The following is a 15,149-nucleotide window of genomic DNA, read 5'->3' on the forward strand; positions in this document are numbered from 1 at the left end:
CCAGGTTCACCGACGTGGCTGCTGACGAACCCATCGAGTGAGGATCGTGCCGTCCGTATCACCGAGAATGTGCGCGGGACGCATGGCTGTGGGCATTGCGTTGGGGGAGAGTGAGATTCGGCCGACTTTGCTCCCCACCAGTTGAGGTGACGTGGTGATGCAGAGTTCGTCGACGGCATTGTCCTCGATCAACTGCCCGAAAAGTGACGGTCCGCCCTCGCACAGCACGCGACGGAGCTTGCGAGCCGACAAGGCCCTGTCGATGTCGCCGCTGGTGACGTTCGGTGAGTCCGTCACCTCCACCTGCGCTCCGGCAGATCTCAGCGCCGAAATTGCCGCGGAGTCCGCGTCGCGACCGACAACAAGGATCGGTGGAACTTCGGTATCGCGAAGGAGTCGGCTTTCGGAGTCGATCGACGCGTGCGCCGAGACGACCAGGATCGGTGGGACCGGAGCGAGGCCGTCGGCAGTGCGACGCGCCCGGGCTTCGTCCGAGACCTGCACACCCCCGTAGTTCTCGGCTCGCGCTGTGCCTGCGCCGACCACGACGACGTCACAAAGTTCGCGCAAGATCCCGAATACCGACTTGTCTGCCGGTGTGCCCAGTCCACCGCTCACTCCGTCGACGGCGACGCACCCGTCGATGCTGGAAACGAAGTTCACGCGCATCCAGGGTTGCGAGAGGTTCTCCGGATAGGCGTACAAGCCGCGGAGTTCGTCGTCGTGGCCTGGTGTGAAGTAGGTCGCAATATCCATACGGTGCACATGAGAGATCACATCACGTAGATACCCTTGACGGATGCATGAACGTCTTGTCGATCGCAGCCCGGTGGTACCCGCCGATCAACTGGTAGCTCAAATGGTGCCTCCCGCAATGTTCGACGAGGTGAGTTTTGCGTCCTACATTCCTGATCCGAAGGAACCGAGCCAGGCAGCTGCTGTCGCCAAGGCCGAGGAATTCTCCAAGCGCGTCACCAAGATCCGTAGTGGTGGACGCCGCGGACTGTTCGGCAAGAAGACCCAGGCGACCGGCGCCGGCCTGTACCTCGACGGCGGGTTCGGTGTCGGTAAGACTCACTTGCTGGCGTCGATCTTCCACAGCGTTCCGTCGCCGAAGGCTTTCGGAACCTTCGTCGAGCTGACACACGTCGTCGGCGCTCTCGGCTTCAACAAGGCGGTCGAAGCGCTCGCCGACCACAGCGTTCTCTGCATCGACGAGTTCGAGCTCGACGATCCGGGCGACACCATGCTCGTATCCCGCCTCCTCTCGGAGCTTTCCGCGCGCGGCGTGTCCATCGTCGCGACGTCGAACACGCTTCCCGGCCAGCTCGGGGAGGGTCGCTTCGCCGCCCAGGACTTCCTGCGCGAGATCAAGAAGCTCGGCTCGATCTTCGAGACGATTCGCGTCGACGGCCCCGACTACCGTCACCGCGATCTCCCGCCCGCACCCGAGCCCATCTCCTCGGAGGAGTTGGTTTCTCGGGCCGACGCCATCGACGGCGCCACGCTCGACAACTTCGATGAGCTGTGCAAGCACCTCAGCACCCTGCACCCGTCGCGGTACAACAAGCTGGTCGAGGGTGTGAAGGCCGTGTTCATCGACGGTGTCCACCCGGCAACGGATCAGTCCGTTGCACTGCGCATCGTGGTTCTCGCCGACCGCCTGTACGACGCGAGCATCCCGGTCACCGTTTCCGGCGCACGCCTCGACGAGATCTTCACTCCCGAGATGCTCGCCGGTGGGTACAAGAAGAAGTACTTGCGCGCGACCTCGCGCCTGCTCGCACTTTCTCGTTTCGAGGTCGCGGCCGGCTAGTCTGCACGCCTGTCAGCTGACGGGGCGCTCCATCACGAAATCGTGGTGGAGTTGTGCGCCCACGAGGAAAGTCTTCGTGCCGACCTGTGTGAAACCGTGCTTTGCGTAGAACTTCTGGGCGCGCAGGTTCTCCTGATTGACGCCCAGCCAGATCCCGGCACTTCCGCTGCGTCGTGCGTGGTCGACAACCGCGTCCATCAAGGATGCTGCCGCGCCGGTTCCGTGGTTACCCGGAAGCACGTACAACTTGCTGAGTTCTGTTGTCGGGCGAAGTGTCACAGCAGCTTTGACGTCCGGGTCGGCGGGCTCGTCGTCGACAAGCATCGCGTAGCCGACGATCGAACCGTCGCGAATGACCTTGAGAACGGTTCGCGTCGGGTCGGTCAGATACTCGGAGAACTTGTCGACCGAGAGAACGTTGTCGATGAAGGCACTGATGTCGTCGTCGGATGCGTCCGGCGGACAAGCCAGCGGAAACGTCACCGCTGCCACGTCGGCTATTGCTTCGGAATCCCAGATCCCGGCCCGGTCAACGGTGATCGTCACGTCAGTTTCTGCCTCTCGCGCACACAATTCGGTCGATCAAGTACACCACTTTCCTCGGGCGCAATGCTCAAGCGGCGTTCTCGGCGACCGGAGTTGTGGCTCGTTTCGGTGCGAACGCGGGAGCAAGAACTATCAAGATCGCGCAGAACGCCAGCGGAATCAGGAACCCGATTCGGAGGTCACTGAAGGCAGCGACCGCGCCGACGATGCCGCCGCCGACGACTGTGCCGACGTAGTTGAAGAGGTTGATGCGTGCGATCACCGCATCGACCTGATCCGGGGGAGCCATCCTGCCGGCAGCGCTGAAGCAGATCGGAGCGATCACCGGTACCCCGAGCCCGACGATGAGGAACCCGGCGATGGCAACGGCGGGAGATTGCGCGAGGACGACAACTGTCATGCCGACTACGCCGATGAGAGAGCCGATCCGCACGACGGTGGTCTCACCGAATTTCCCGACCCAGTAGTCCCCGGTCAGTCGTGCGACAAGTGCCGCGATCTGATACGCCGCCACGGAAAGGGCAGCGGTCCCGGCGTCGGCGAGCAGTTCGTCCTTGACGTACAGAGTCGACCAGTTTCCGACGCTGAAGTCGACCGCGTAGAACAATGCCATCGCGACGCCGAGGAGGACGAAGGCGCGGGTGGGTACCGCGAATTTCGCGGTGCTCGTGATGTTTGCCTCGGCAACCGGAGACTCGGACCGATCGAGCAGTTGCGGGCCGAAGGCCAGAAGCATCAGTCCGACAACAACTCCCGCGATCACCTGCGTGACGCGGATCGAAATGTCGAGGCCTGCGGTAGCAGAGATGAACAGGGCGCCGACAATCGCTCCGACGCTCCAGGAAGCATGGAACGAGGAGAGGATGAAGCGGCCCTTGGCGTGTTGGATCGAGACTGCCTGCATGTTGGCGGCCGCGTCGACCATGCCGAGTCCGATGCCGTAGATCGCCAGGAAGACGAAGAACATCGCTGCGTTGGGCGCAATTCCGGTTGCCCCGCCGAAGACTGCGATGACGGCGAGCCCAGTTCGCAGGGTCATCTTGCTCGACGTTCTCACGGCCAGCATCTCGGCGAGCACGCTGCCGAGCCCGGCGATGACGGACACGGTGACAACCGCAACCACAACCAGTGTCTCGCTCAGCTCGAACAAGTCCTTGTACTGCGGCAGCTGCGTCAGAATGGCGGCGAGCAGAAATCCTTGAAGTCCGAAGGCCACCGAAGTGGCGATCCGAGCCCTCGTCAGGGTGCGGGTGTTATCCGTCATCAAGCAGGGCCTTTGTCTCGTTCGTTCGGTTAGGCCGAACGGTACTGGATCTTGATACTGGTCGAGTGTCCAACAAAGCTGCGTGTTTTGCACGGTTCTTTGATTAACTGACCGACATGACTCGGCAGCCGACACCAGAATTTCCGACTTCCTTCGTCTGGGGAACCGCCACTGCGGCCTATCAAATCGAAGGAGCTGTGGCCGAAGACGGTCGCGGACCGTCGATCTGGGACGAGTTCTGTGACCGTCCCGGTGTTGTCGTCGGGGGCGACACCGGGACGGTCGCTGCCGATCATTATCACCGCTGGGAGTCGGACATCGAGCTGATGAATCAGCTCGGGCTCGACGCTTATCGGCTGTCTCTGTCGTGGTCGCGCATTCTGCCCACCGGATCGGGGGCCGTGAATGCGAAGGGGCTCGACTTCTACGACCGCCTGATCGACCGACTGTGTTCGGCGGGAATTACTGCCGCTGTCACGCTCTTTCACTGGGATCTGCCCCTTGCCTTGCAGGAGCAGGGCGGCTGGATGAACCGCGACACCTCGTATCGGCTGGGGGAGTATGCGCAGGTCGTCGGCGAGCGGCTGTCGGATCGGGTCGGAATGTGGATGCCGCTCAACGAACCAGTTGTGCACACGCTTTACGGGCATGCCCTCGGAGTTCACGCCCCCGGACTGGCCTTGGGGTTCGAGGCTTTCCAAGCCGCACATCACCAGCTGCTCGGGCATGGCCTCGCTGTCGAAGCGCTTCGGGCAACCGGATGCACGAACATCGGAATCGCCTCGAACCATGCTCCGGTGCGTGCCGCTTCGGATTCGCCGGAAGACGTGATGGCTGCCGACATCTACGACCACGTCGTCAATTGGATGTTCGCCGACCCGGTTCTGGTCGGGAAGTACCCGGCCGACGAATTCGCTCAGCTGCTCAGCGGTCCTGTCGACGAGGACTTGAAAATCATCGGGGCGCCGCTCGACTGGTACGGGATCAACTACTACGAGCCGACGATGATTGCTGCTCCGGTGGAAGGCCAGGGGACCGAAGGTGTGCTCGAAGTCGACCTGCCCCCGGGCCTGCCCTTTGCCCCTGTCGCGATTACCGGTTATCCCACAACCGATTTCGGTTGGCCGATCGTTCCCGAGGGGCTGGGCGAGATCTTGCGGACGTTCCACGCCCGCTTCGGTGACGCACTGCCGCCGATCTACATCACCGAAAGCGGATGTTCATTCCACGACGCCCCGGATGCCGCAGGCGTCGTCGACGACGAAGCACGAATCGACTACCACGATGCGCACCTTCGCGCCCTCCGATCGGCAATGGACGACGGTGTCGACGTCCGCGGTTATTTTGTGTGGTCACTTCTCGACAACTTCGAATGGGCTGCGGGATACAAAGAGCGATTCGGCCTGGTGCACGTCGATTTCGACACCCAGAAGCGCACTCCGAAGACCTCGTTCGAGTGGTATCGCGCCCTCATCGCCGAGCACAAAGCGGCTCAGGTCTGACCTGTGCGGAGGCGGTCTGGGTTGCATTCTCGAACCGGGCCGCCTAGCCTCGTCTCTCATGAAGCGAATTCTCGTAGTAAGCCGCCGTAGCGGGGTCTGAATCGGACCGACCCCTCGCTGCGGGTTGTCTTGCTACCAGTTGGTCCTCCACTTCATTCCAGGAAGACCACGATCATGACTTACAACTTCGCTTTCGCTTCTGATTCTTCTTCTGCTGCTGATCCCTTCGCGGCGCGTCACGGCAAATCTCTGCCCGCCGGCTTGCGTGCCGAATGCTCAGCGATGTCGTGGACCGAGTTCGAGTCCACGTATGCGGCTATGAGCGGCCCGATCCGTCTGGGTGCGTGGTCCTCCGAGAAGATTGCGCCGGGTCGTTGGACCTTCGAAGCGACTCTCGGTCTGGGGGAGCGTATCCAGAAAGCGTCCGCCACCTCGACCGGCGCGATCTCGGCCATGACGTCGATGCTGCACGACGCGGGAATCTCGCTCGAGATCCTGTCTTTCCATCAGCACCAGATCGGCCACCGCACTGCGACGTTCATCTTCACCGAGTGCGACGGCCGTCGGAGCTGGGCGATGGGTATTGCGGAGTCGTCGACGGAGTCCTCGCTGCGCGCGATGACTTCGGCAGCGAACCGCTTCTCTCACTGAGCAGTTACAACAATCTGATCAGCTACATCAACCGCAGTACTGACGTGGATGCCCGAGGGGGCTTGCGTCAGTACTGCGGCCCGTGTGTTCGGCGCTCGAACGCAAAAAGCCGGAACCCTGAGGTTCCGGCTTTTTGCATTCTCAAATGGTGCGCGATACTGGGATTGAACCAGTGACCTCTTCCGTGTCAGGGAAGCGCTCTCCCGCTGAGCTAATCGCGCGGGTTCTGGAGAAAAATGGAGCGGACGACGGGATTCGAACCCGCGACCCCAACCTTGGCAAGGTTGTGCGCTACCAGCTGCGCCACGTCCGCATGAGCAATGAACTCCGTTACCGGAACTCAGTACTTTTCTAACTTATCAGACCTGCAAGCAGGTCTTGACCATCAGGCCCTAGGGTCTGACGTGGTGCGCGATACTGGGATTGAACCAGTGACCTCTTCCGTGTCAGGGAAGCGCTCTCCCGCTGAGCTAATCGCGCGAGGTGGAGACGGGAATCGAACCCGTGTGCACGGCTTTGCAGGCCGTTGCCTCACCACTCGGCCACTCCACCGTAAAAGGTTGAGTCACACCTCTCGAGCGGACGACGGGATTCGAACCCGCGACCCCAACCTTGGCAAGGTTGTGCGCTACCAGCTGCGCCACGTCCGCATCGCACCGTGTTGCTTGGGGAGCTGCTCGCTCTCCTCGGTGCGTTGGAAACATTAGCCGACCGTGTCGGATACACACAAATCACCAGCTCAGTGGCGTGTTCGGAGTCGAATCGGCCCGTCGCGCGCGTTGCAACTGTCCGTCTGGGCGATGAATACGGTCTGAAATCAGTTCGAATTCGTAGATTTCGGGGCGGCCTGGAGCAAAACGAATGCCAACCTGGTGATTCGTATTCATCGCGCAGCCGTGTTAATGTTCCAACTCGTTCGAGCGCATGCGTTCGTATGACTTACGGTCCCGTGGCTCAGTGGGAGAGCGTCCGCTTCACACGCGGAAGGTCGCTGGTTCGATCCCAGCCGGGACCACAGAAAAACACTGAAGGCGTTCCCGATCATCGGGGACGCCTTCAGTCGTTTGAGAGCACAGCTGTTTGAGAGCACAGCTGTTCGAGGGCACGGTCGTTTCGGCATGCAGACCGTCGTCGCAGGTCGCCGGGCGACGATTTCGGTAGCCTGGTCGAAGAGACATTTCGCGACCGAAAAGGTGACTGCTTTGAGTACCGAAAAGGTCGATTCTTCCGTCGACGATTCAGACCTGTCCGTCTTCCAGGACGCAGAGTCCCGCTGGGAGCGGTGGCGCGCGGGAATCGCCGCGCGGCCCACCCTCAATCTTGCGTACCGCATCGGCGTCGGAGTCGTGGGCACGATCGTGTTCGCCGCCGGCATCGTGGCTATTCCGTACCCCGGGCCCGGTTGGCTCATCGTTTTCGCCGGCCTCGGCATCCTGGCGTCGGAGTTCGCGTGGGCACATCGACTCCTTCATTTCGCGAAGGCTCGATACGACCGGTTCATGGAATGGTTCGGCAAGCAGTCGCTGTTCGTCAAAGGGTTGGGCGTTCTGTTCACCACAGTGATCGTCCTGGCGACTTTGTGGGTGCTCGGCACTTTCGGCCTGATCGGGACATGGGTGGGCCTGGACTACTCGTGGCTCGAGTCGCCGCTGTGAGTTGAACGCGGCCCGGTTTCCTTCACTCGGTTGTCTCACCATGTCGGTAGGGCCGATAACATGATCGTGCGCGTGCTCGCAGTGGGTACGACGCCTGTCTAACTTGTCGCAATACCTTTAGGAGCACATCGCCGTGACCAGTCCCGCGCCAGAGCACTCAGCCGCCCCACTTCGGGTGCCCGCGGGGACGACCGCCGGGACTGCAGTGCGCGAAGCCGGATACCCCACGAAGGGGCCCGACGTGATCGTCGTTGTCCGCGATGGCGAGGGAACGCTCAAGGATCTGTCGTGGACACCTGAGGTCGATGTCGACGTCGAGCCGGTGGCAGCATCCACCGAGGACGGCCGCAGCGTCATCCGGCACTCCGCGGCCCACGTCCTCGCGCAGGCGGTTCAGAAAGAATTCCCCGACGCGAAGCTCGGCATCGGTCCGCCGATCAAGGACGGCTTCTACTACGACTTCGCGGTGGACCGCCCGTTCACTCCGGAAGATCTGGCCAAGCTCGAAAAGCGTATGAAGCAGATCATCAAGGGATCACAGCGCTTTTCGCGTCGAGTGGTCGATTCGATCGAGGACGCTCGGGTCGAGTTGGCCGACGAGCCGTTCAAGCTCGAATTGATCGACGACAAGTCCGGTATCGACGATCCCGAGATCATGGAGGTGGGCGGCAACGAGCTGACCATCTACGACAATCTCGATCCTCGTACCGGCGACAAGATCTGGTCCGATCTGTGCCGCGGCCCGCACATTCCGACCACCAAGCACATCCCGGCCTTCAAGTTGACCCGAAGCTCCGCCGCCTACTGGCGTGGCAACCAGGACAACGCCGATCTTCAGCGTGTCTACGGCACTGCGTGGGAGTCCACCGAGGCTCAGGACGAATACCTCGAACTGCTCGCCGAGGCCGAGCGTCGTGATCACCGCAAGCTCGGTACCGAACTGGACCTCTTCAGCTTCCCCGACGAGCTCGGTTCGGGTCTGCCGGTGTTCCATCCCAAGGGCGGCATCATCCGCACCGAGATGGAGAACTACTCGCGCAGCCGCCACATCGAGGCGGGCTACGAGTTCGTCAACACTCCGCACATCACCAAGGGGCATCTGTACGAGGTTTCCGGTCACCTCGACTGGTACCGCGACGGCATGTTCCCGGCGATGCACGTCGACGAGGAACTGAACGAGGACGGCACCGTGCGCAAGCCGGGCCAGGACTACTACCTCAAGCCGATGAACTGCCCGATGCACAACCTGATCTTCCGTGCTCGCGGACGCTCGTACCGTGAATTGCCGTTGCGGCTCTTCGAATTCGGCTCGGTCTACCGCTACGAGAAGTCCGGCGTCATCCACGGCCTGACCCGCGTGCGCGGCATGACCCAGGACGACGCTCACATCTACTGCACCCGTGAGCAGATGCGCGACGAGCTGACCACCACCCTGCAGTTCGTGCTGAACCTGCTCAAGGACTACGGCCTCGACGACTTCTACCTCGAACTGTCCACCAAAAACCCGGACAAGTTCGTCGGTAGCGACGACGTCTGGGAAGAGGCGACCGCAACGCTCGCCGAGGTCGGCGAAGCTTCCGGCCTGACTCTGGTGCCGGATCCGGGCGGAGCCGCCTTCTACGGTCCCAAGATTTCCGTTCAGGTCAAGGACGCCCTCGGCCGCACCTGGCAGATGTCGACCATCCAGCTCGACTTCAACCTGCCCGAGCGGTTCGAGCTCGAATACACCGGCAACGACGGCGTCAAGACTCGTCCGGTCATGATCCACCGCGCGCTGTTCGGCTCGATCGAACGGTTCTTCGGTGTGCTGACCGAGCACTACGCCGGCGCTTTCCCAGCGTGGCTGGCACCGGTGCAGGTTGTCGGAATCCCGGTGGCCGAGGCGTTCGCCGATCACCTGTTCGACGTCACGAAGAAGCTCAAGGCTGCCGGTGTGCGCGCCGAGGTCGACTTCAGTGACGACCGTATGCAGAAGAAGATCCGTAACCACACCACGCAGAAGGTCCCGTTCATGCTCCTCGCGGGCGAGCGTGACGTGGAGGCCGGCGCGGTCAGCTTCCGTTTCCGTGACGGCACGCAGATCAACGGCATTCCCGTCGACGACGCCGTCCGGATCATCACCGAGTGGATCGGCCGCCGCGAGAACGCCTCGCCGACAGCCGAACTGGTGCAGCCAAGCGTGGCGCAGTGAGCGCCCCCGGTGACGACGGTCCGGGTTCGCTGATCGACCACGGCGTCGGCGATCCTGATCATTTGCAGCGCATTTGGTCGCCGCATCGGATGTCGTACATCACCGAGGCGCCCAACACCCCGGGCACGACGGGTGAACCGTTCATCGACATTCCGAAGATGTCGGACGAAGAAGGACTGATCGTTGCCCGCGGTGAGCATGTCTATGCGGTTCTGAACCTGTATCCGTACAACCCGGGGCACCTGATGGTGGTTCCGTACCGCAAGGTCGCGGCACTCGAAGACCTGACGCCGGAGGAGAGCGCCGAGTTGATGGCGTTCACCCAGCAGGCGTTGCGGGTGATCAAGAGCGTGTCGAATCCTCACGGATTCAACGTCGGCCTGAATCTCGGTGCCGCTGCGGGCGGTTCGCTGTCCGAGCACCTTCACCAACACGTAGTGCCACGTTGGGGCGGCGACGCCAACTTCATCACCGTGCTCGGTGGGGTAAAGGTGATGCCGCAATTGCTGCGGGAGACCAGGGGACTACTCGCCGGTGCCTGGCAACAATAGGTTGACGCATCCGGCTTCATGGCAGGATGCATTGCTGCAACGAGTTCCGAACCGGAACTCACGACGGGGAGGGTTCCTGCGGTGTTGAGCTTCTTCGGGCGCGCATCGGTGTCCAAGGTGACGGCACCTATGGGGAAGGCGCTGGTCAAGACCGGTCTGACGCCGGACTCGGTGACGGTGATCGGCACGGTGGCAAGCGTCGCCGGTGCGGTGACGCTGTTTCCGTCCGGACATCTGTTCTGGGGAACCATGTTCATCTGGTTCTTCGTCATGTTCGACATGCTCGACGGCGCAATGGCTCGTGCTCGCGGCGGCGGAACGCGGTACGGGGCGGTACTGGACGCGACCTGCGACCGCGTCGCCGACGGCGCGATTTTTGCCGGCCTGGCCTGGTGGGCGGTTTACCACGAGAACAGCAAGTGGCTGCTCGTCGCGACGCTCATCTGCCTCGTCACCTCGCAGGTCATCTCGTACGCGAAGGCGCGTGCGGAGGCGAGCGGGCTGACTGCGGACGGCGGGTGGATCGAGCGCCCGGACCGACTGATCATCGTGTTGGTCGGATCCGGCCTGACGGGTATGGGTCTTCCGTGGGCAATCCACATCGCGATGTGGGTACTTGCCGCCGGAAGCATCGTGACGGTCTTCCAGCGAGTGCTCGCGGTGCGCAATTCCCCTGGCGCTCGGGAACTTCTGCCGATCGCCCCGGTCGCATCGACGGTCGAAGGTGCGCCGGACACGGACGGCGAGGCAGAGAAATGAGCTTTGCCGAGCGTGCAACCGACCTGGGATACGCCGCGGGTTGGCGTCTGGTGCGAAGCCTGCCGGAATCGGTGGCGGTCAAGCTGTTCGACGCCGGAGCGGATTTCGCGGTACGCAAGGGCGGACCCGAACAACTCAGGAAGAACCTCGCTAGAGTTCTGGGCACGACGCCGGAGCAAGTTCCGGATCAGTTGATCAAGGATTCGATGCGCTCGTACGCCCGGTATTGGCGTGAGGCGTTTCGTCTTCCGTCGATGGACCTGGTCGCGACAGGTAAGGCGCTGCATGCGCTGGTCGAGGGCCAGGAACATCTGGAAAAGGCAATGGCGGCAGGTCATGGCGCGGTATTGGCGTTGCCTCACAGCGGTAATTGGGACATGGCCGGCGTGTGGTGCGTTCAGCAGTGGGGCGGGTTGACCTCCGTTGCCGAGCGGCTCAAGCCCGAATCCCTGTACGAACGGTTCGTCGACTATCGCGAGAGTCTCGGCTTCGAGATCTTCCCGCTCAGCGGCGGGGAGCATCCTCCGTTCGTCGAACTCTCCAAGCATCTGCGTGAGAACAAGATCGTGTGCCTGTTGGGGGAGCGCGATCTGGCGAAGAAGGGTGTGCCCGTCACGTTCTTCGGAGAACCCACTCGCATGCCCGCCGGCCCGGCGAAGCTCGCGATCGACACCGGCGCGCCGCTGCTACCGGTCCACTGCTGGTTCACACCCGACGGATGGGGCTTCAAGATCGACCCGCCGATCGACGTATCCGGCGGAGTCGGCCCGGCCACGCAAGCACTTGCCGACCGTTTCGCGGTCAACATCGCAGCGCACCCCGCTGACTGGCACATGCTTCAACCGCTGTGGCGCTCGGACCTTTCCGAATCGCGGCTCGCCCGCATGGAGGGTGAATGAAAATCGGCATGATCTGCCCGTACTCCTTCGACGTCCCCGGCGGCGTCCAGGCGCACGTGGTGGATCTGGCCGAGGTGCTGATCGAACGTGGTCACAAAGTGAGTGTGCTTGCGCCGTCGTCCGATGACGACGAGTTGCCGGATTTTGTGGTTTCCGCAGGTAAAGCCGTCGCGATTCCCTACAACGGTTCTGTTGCGCGGTTGTCTTTCGGCCCGACGGCGAACAACCGCCTCCGCAAGTTCATCGCGGAAGGTGACTTCGACGTTCTACATATCCACGAACCCAATGCGCCGAGTCTGTCCATGCTCGCGTTGCGTATCGCGGAAGGCCCGATCGTCGCCACCTTCCACACGTCGACCACGAAGTCGTTGGTGCTGAGCACGTTTCAGGGTGTCTTGGCTCCGTATCTCGAGAAGATCAGCGGCCGGATCGCAGTCTCGGAGTTGGCGCGTCGTTGGCAGGTCGAGTCTCTCGGATCCGACGCGGTCGAGATCCCCAACGGCGTCGATGTCGCAGCGTTTGCCGAGGCCGATCTGTTGCCCGGCTACCCGCGCGAAGGTGGAACCATTCTGTTCCTCGGTCGCTACGACGAACCGCGCAAGGGGATGGCCGTCCTCCTCGGCGCACTGCCGGGGTTGGTCGAGCGTCACCCGGATCTCGAAGTGATCGTGGTCGGACGCGGCGACGAGGAGAAACTCCGCAAAGAGGCGGGCAAGTACTTCAAGCATCTCCGCCTGCTCGGGCAGGTCAGTGACGAGGAGAAAGCGTCGGCGCTTCGCAGTGCGGACGTCTACTGCGCGCCCAATCTCGGCGGTGAGAGCTTCGGGATCGTGCTGGTCGAGGCCATGGCGGCTGGCACTGCCGTCGTGGCCAGTGAGTTGGACGCTTTTCGCCGTGTTCTTCGCGACGGTCAGGCCGGCTTGCTGGTCCCCATCGGGAACTCCGATGCCTTGGCAGAGGCAATCGATTCCGTTCTCGGTGACCCGGATCGACGACGCGCGCTGGTCAACACCGCGACAAGTGTTGTTGCCGAATACGACTGGCCGGTGGTGGCCGAACAGATCCTGCGTGTCTACGAGACCGTCACGGTTGGCGGCACCGGCGTACGCGTGGTGGGTTCATGACCTTCTCCGCTCTGACAATCTTCATTCTCGGGCTCGTCGCTGCCGTCGTCCTGGTCGTCGGACTGTGGGCGTACGGGACGGCGAACCGACTCGATCGACTGCATGTGCGTTCGGATCAGTCGTGGTTGGCGCTCGATGCGGCTCTGTCCCGTCGTGCCGCGGTTGTCCGCGCGGCGGCTGTGGACATGAGCGCCGACGACGCCCGCAGATTCGTCACCTTGGCGGACGCCGCCGAACGTGCGGATCGTCAGGATCGCGAGCTTGCCGAGAACCGGCTGTCCAATGCTCTCGCTGCCTACGGAACGACGTCGCTGCGACCTCAACTGGTGGCCGAGTTGGCCGATGCCGAGGCGAGGGTCCTGATCGCTCGGCGGTTCCACAACGACGCGGTGCGCGACACTCTCGCGTTGCGTACGCGTCGACTTGTTCGCTGGCTGCACCTCGGGGGAACGGCACCGCTACCTCAGTACTTCGAGATATCGGAGCGCACGACCGCGGCGGCGGTGCCCGAGGGCATCACCGTGGATACGTCACGGACCTCTGCCCGCGTGGTGATGCTGGACGAGGACGATCGGGTGCTGCTGTTGCGCGGCCACGATCCCAAGATCCCGAACACTTACTTCTGGTTCACCGTCGGCGGAGGGCTCGAACGGGGCGAACACCTACGGGCGGCTGGCGTTCGTGAGATCGAGGAGGAGACCGGATTCGTCGTGGCTCCGGAGAATCTGCGAGGTCCGCTCTGGCGGCGTGTGGCGATTTTCCCGTTCGACGGTGAGCTGATCCGTTCGGAAGAGCTGTTCTTCGCTACGCGCACTCACGGCTTCGAGCCGGTCTTCCAAGGCCACACCGAATTGGAGCAGCGTGCCATCACCGGCCATCGCTGGTGCAGCGCCGACGAGATCCGCCAATTGGCCAAGTCCGGTGAGCCGGTCTACCCGTTGGATCTGGCAAACCTCCTGGTGGAAGCGGCGACGATCGCGGACGGTACCGAGGATCCGGAAGTGCGTTCCATCCGCTGATCTTTCGGTCGTTCAGTGCTCGCGGGCAGTCTAAGGCCAGCAATGGCAAATTGGATACGGAATCGAAGGCCGGTTAGTCCTAGAGTTCTGGCCAGAGGCCTCCGAGCGAATGAACTCGTGTGTTCGCCGTGCCTCGTTTCTTTTGTCACGCCACTACTGCAGGAGTTTGCTGTGAGCACCCCCGACTCTGCCCCCACCACCGCCATCGGCACCGCCCGCGTCAAGCGCGGCATGGCTGAAATGCTCAAGGGCGGTGTGATCATGGACGTGGTCACCGCTGAGCAGGCCAAGATCGCCGAAGACGCAGGCGCCGTCGCCGTCATGGCACTCGAGCGGGTCCCCGCAGACATTCGCGCACAGGGCGGCGTCTCGCGCATGAGCGACCCGGACATGATCGACAGCATCATCTCCACCGTGAGCATCCCCGTCATGGCCAAGGCACGCATCGGTCACTTCGTCGAAGCGCAGATCCTGCAGAGCCTCGGCGTCGACTACATCGACGAGTCCGAGGTCCTGACCCCGGCCGACTACGCCAACCACATCGACAAGTGGAAGTTCACCGCTCCCTTCGTCTGTGGCGCCACCAACCTCGGCGAAGCGCTCCGTCGCATCAACGAAGGCGCGGCCATGATCCGCTCGAAGGGTGAAGCAGGCACCGGAGACGTCTCCAACGCCACCACCCATATGCGCACCATCCGCGGCGAGATCCGCCGGTTGACCTCGCTGAGCGAGGACGAACTGTACGTAGCCGCCAAGGAACTGCAGGCCCCGTACGAACTGGTCGTCGAGGTCGCCAAGGCCGGCAAGCTGCCTGTCACCATGTTCACCGCCGGCGGCATCGCCACCCCGGCAGACGCTGCCATGATGATGCAGCTCGGCGCCGAGGGCGTGTTCGTCGGATCGGGCATCTTCAAGTCCGGCAACCCGAAGCAGCGCGCCGAGGCCATCGTCAAGGCCACCACGTTCTACGACGACCCGGACGTGCTCGCCAAGGTCTCGCGCGGACTCGGCGAGGCAATGGTCGGTATCAACGTCGACGACCTGCCCGTCGGACACCGCCTCGCAGAGCGCGGTTGGTGACAGCAGGTTCGACGACCGGGCTCAGTGCCTGAAAGTCCTCACAGACGAAGGGGCGGCGGTTGCGTTGGCAACCGCCGCCCCTTCGGGGTGTG

Annotated in this window: 14 protein-coding genes and 6 tRNA genes; 12 read left to right on the top strand and 8 right to left on the bottom strand. The window is 62.8% G+C overall.

Annotated features, from left to right (window positions below; all coding sequences use genetic code 11):
• Positions 1–6 precede the first annotated feature (6 nt).
• Positions 7–756 (bottom strand): pyrimidine reductase family protein, encoded by a 750-nt coding sequence (locus tag ACN50D_RS03930; protein ID WP_211920241.1) that lies wholly within the window; start codon positions 754–756, stop codon positions 7–9.
• A gap of 43 nt (positions 757–799) precedes the next feature.
• Here ACN50D_RS03930 and zapE point away from each other — a divergent pair, with 43 nt between their 5' ends.
• A complete protein-coding gene (zapE, locus tag ACN50D_RS03935; RefSeq protein WP_003942629.1) occupies positions 800–1,816 on the top strand; it encodes a cell division protein ZapE in 1,017 nt (338 codons plus the stop codon).
• Between the two features lie 12 nt (positions 1,817–1,828).
• On the opposite strand, the gene ACN50D_RS03940 is transcribed toward zapE, so the two are convergent.
• Positions 1,829–2,362 (bottom strand): GNAT family N-acetyltransferase, encoded by a 534-nt coding sequence (locus ACN50D_RS03940; protein ID WP_003942603.1) that lies wholly within the window; start codon positions 2,360–2,362, stop codon positions 1,829–1,831.
• A gap of 67 nt (positions 2,363–2,429) precedes the next feature.
• Positions 2,430–3,626, bottom strand: coding sequence for an MFS transporter (locus ACN50D_RS03945; RefSeq protein WP_007732911.1), 1,197 nt, complete (start codon positions 3,624–3,626; stop codon positions 2,430–2,432).
• Between the two features lie 116 nt (positions 3,627–3,742).
• Here ACN50D_RS03945 and ACN50D_RS03950 point away from each other — a divergent pair, with 116 nt between their 5' ends.
• The gene (locus tag ACN50D_RS03950) at positions 3,743–5,128 is read left to right on the top strand and encodes a GH1 family beta-glucosidase (RefSeq protein ID WP_003942640.1); all 1,386 of its coding nucleotides are present in this window, start codon (positions 3,743–3,745) and stop codon (positions 5,126–5,128) included.
• Positions 5,129–5,302: 174 nt separating this feature from the next.
• Complete coding sequence (locus ACN50D_RS03955; RefSeq protein WP_003942597.1) at positions 5,303–5,779, top strand: alpha-isopropylmalate synthase regulatory domain-containing protein; 477 nt, start codon at positions 5,303–5,305, stop codon at positions 5,777–5,779.
• Between the two features lie 146 nt (positions 5,780–5,925).
• Here the strand turns inward: ACN50D_RS03955 and ACN50D_RS03960 are convergent.
• The 5 genes from ACN50D_RS03960 to ACN50D_RS03980 form a co-directional block, all read right to left on the bottom strand.
• Positions 5,926–6,000, bottom strand: a tRNA-Val gene (locus ACN50D_RS03960).
• Between the two features lie 16 nt (positions 6,001–6,016).
• Positions 6,017–6,092 (bottom strand) — tRNA-Gly (locus ACN50D_RS03965).
• Between the two features lie 92 nt (positions 6,093–6,184).
• Positions 6,185–6,259, bottom strand: a tRNA-Val gene (locus tag ACN50D_RS03970).
• A 1-nt stretch (position 6,260) separates the two neighbouring features.
• Positions 6,261–6,331: transfer RNA gene (locus tag ACN50D_RS03975), tRNA-Cys, on the bottom strand.
• 25 nt (positions 6,332–6,356) lie between these two features.
• Positions 6,357–6,429, bottom strand: a tRNA-Gly gene (locus ACN50D_RS03980).
• Positions 6,430–6,722: 293 nt separating this feature from the next.
• Between ACN50D_RS03980 and ACN50D_RS03985 the strand changes: the two genes are divergently transcribed.
• The 9 genes from ACN50D_RS03985 to pdxS all read left to right on the top strand — a co-directional run bounded on the left by ACN50D_RS03985 (position 6,723) and on the right by pdxS (position 15,057).
• Positions 6,723–6,794: transfer RNA gene (locus tag ACN50D_RS03985), tRNA-Val, on the top strand.
• A 187-nt stretch (positions 6,795–6,981) separates the two neighbouring features.
• Positions 6,982–7,434 carry a TIGR02611 family protein gene (locus ACN50D_RS03990; RefSeq protein ID WP_030536868.1) on the top strand — a complete coding sequence of 151 codons (453 nt, stop codon included), beginning with the start codon at positions 6,982–6,984 and terminating at the stop codon, positions 7,432–7,434.
• Between the two features lie 133 nt (positions 7,435–7,567).
• Positions 7,568–9,625 carry a threonine--tRNA ligase gene (gene thrS / locus ACN50D_RS03995; protein WP_007732914.1) on the top strand — a complete coding sequence of 686 codons (2,058 nt, stop codon included), beginning with the start codon at positions 7,568–7,570 and terminating at the stop codon, positions 9,623–9,625.
• A complete protein-coding gene (locus ACN50D_RS04000; protein ID WP_003943307.1) occupies positions 9,622–10,176 on the top strand; it encodes an HIT family protein in 555 nt (184 codons plus the stop codon). The genes thrS and ACN50D_RS04000 overlap by 4 nt, the downstream gene beginning before the upstream one ends.
• A gap of 81 nt (positions 10,177–10,257) precedes the next feature.
• Positions 10,258–10,935: a phosphatidylinositol phosphate synthase gene (gene pgsA, locus ACN50D_RS04005; RefSeq protein ID WP_307850400.1), complete on the top strand. Its 678-nt coding sequence runs from the start codon at positions 10,258–10,260 to the stop codon at positions 10,933–10,935.
• The gene (locus ACN50D_RS04010) at positions 10,932–11,834 is read left to right on the top strand and encodes a phosphatidylinositol mannoside acyltransferase (RefSeq protein ID WP_030536867.1); all 903 of its coding nucleotides are present in this window, start codon (positions 10,932–10,934) and stop codon (positions 11,832–11,834) included. Before pgsA ends, ACN50D_RS04010 begins: the two co-directional genes overlap by 4 nt.
• The gene (locus ACN50D_RS04015) at positions 11,831–12,958 is read left to right on the top strand and encodes a glycosyltransferase family 4 protein (RefSeq protein WP_211920239.1); all 1,128 of its coding nucleotides are present in this window, start codon (positions 11,831–11,833) and stop codon (positions 12,956–12,958) included. Before ACN50D_RS04010 ends, ACN50D_RS04015 begins: the two co-directional genes overlap by 4 nt.
• A complete protein-coding gene (locus ACN50D_RS04020) occupies positions 12,955–13,977 on the top strand; it encodes an NUDIX hydrolase (RefSeq protein WP_211920237.1) in 1,023 nt (340 codons plus the stop codon). Before ACN50D_RS04015 ends, ACN50D_RS04020 begins: the two co-directional genes overlap by 4 nt.
• Positions 13,978–14,148: 171 nt before the next feature.
• Positions 14,149–15,057: a pyridoxal 5'-phosphate synthase lyase subunit PdxS gene (pdxS, locus tag ACN50D_RS04025; protein ID WP_003943338.1), complete on the top strand. Its 909-nt coding sequence runs from the start codon at positions 14,149–14,151 to the stop codon at positions 15,055–15,057.
• The last annotated feature ends 92 nt before the right edge of the window (positions 15,058–15,149 follow it).

The organism is Rhodococcus sp. SB1D, from assembly GCF_048573875.1.
Taxonomy (GTDB): Bacteria; Actinomycetota; Actinomycetes; order Mycobacteriales; family Mycobacteriaceae; genus Rhodococcus_F; species Rhodococcus_F qingshengii.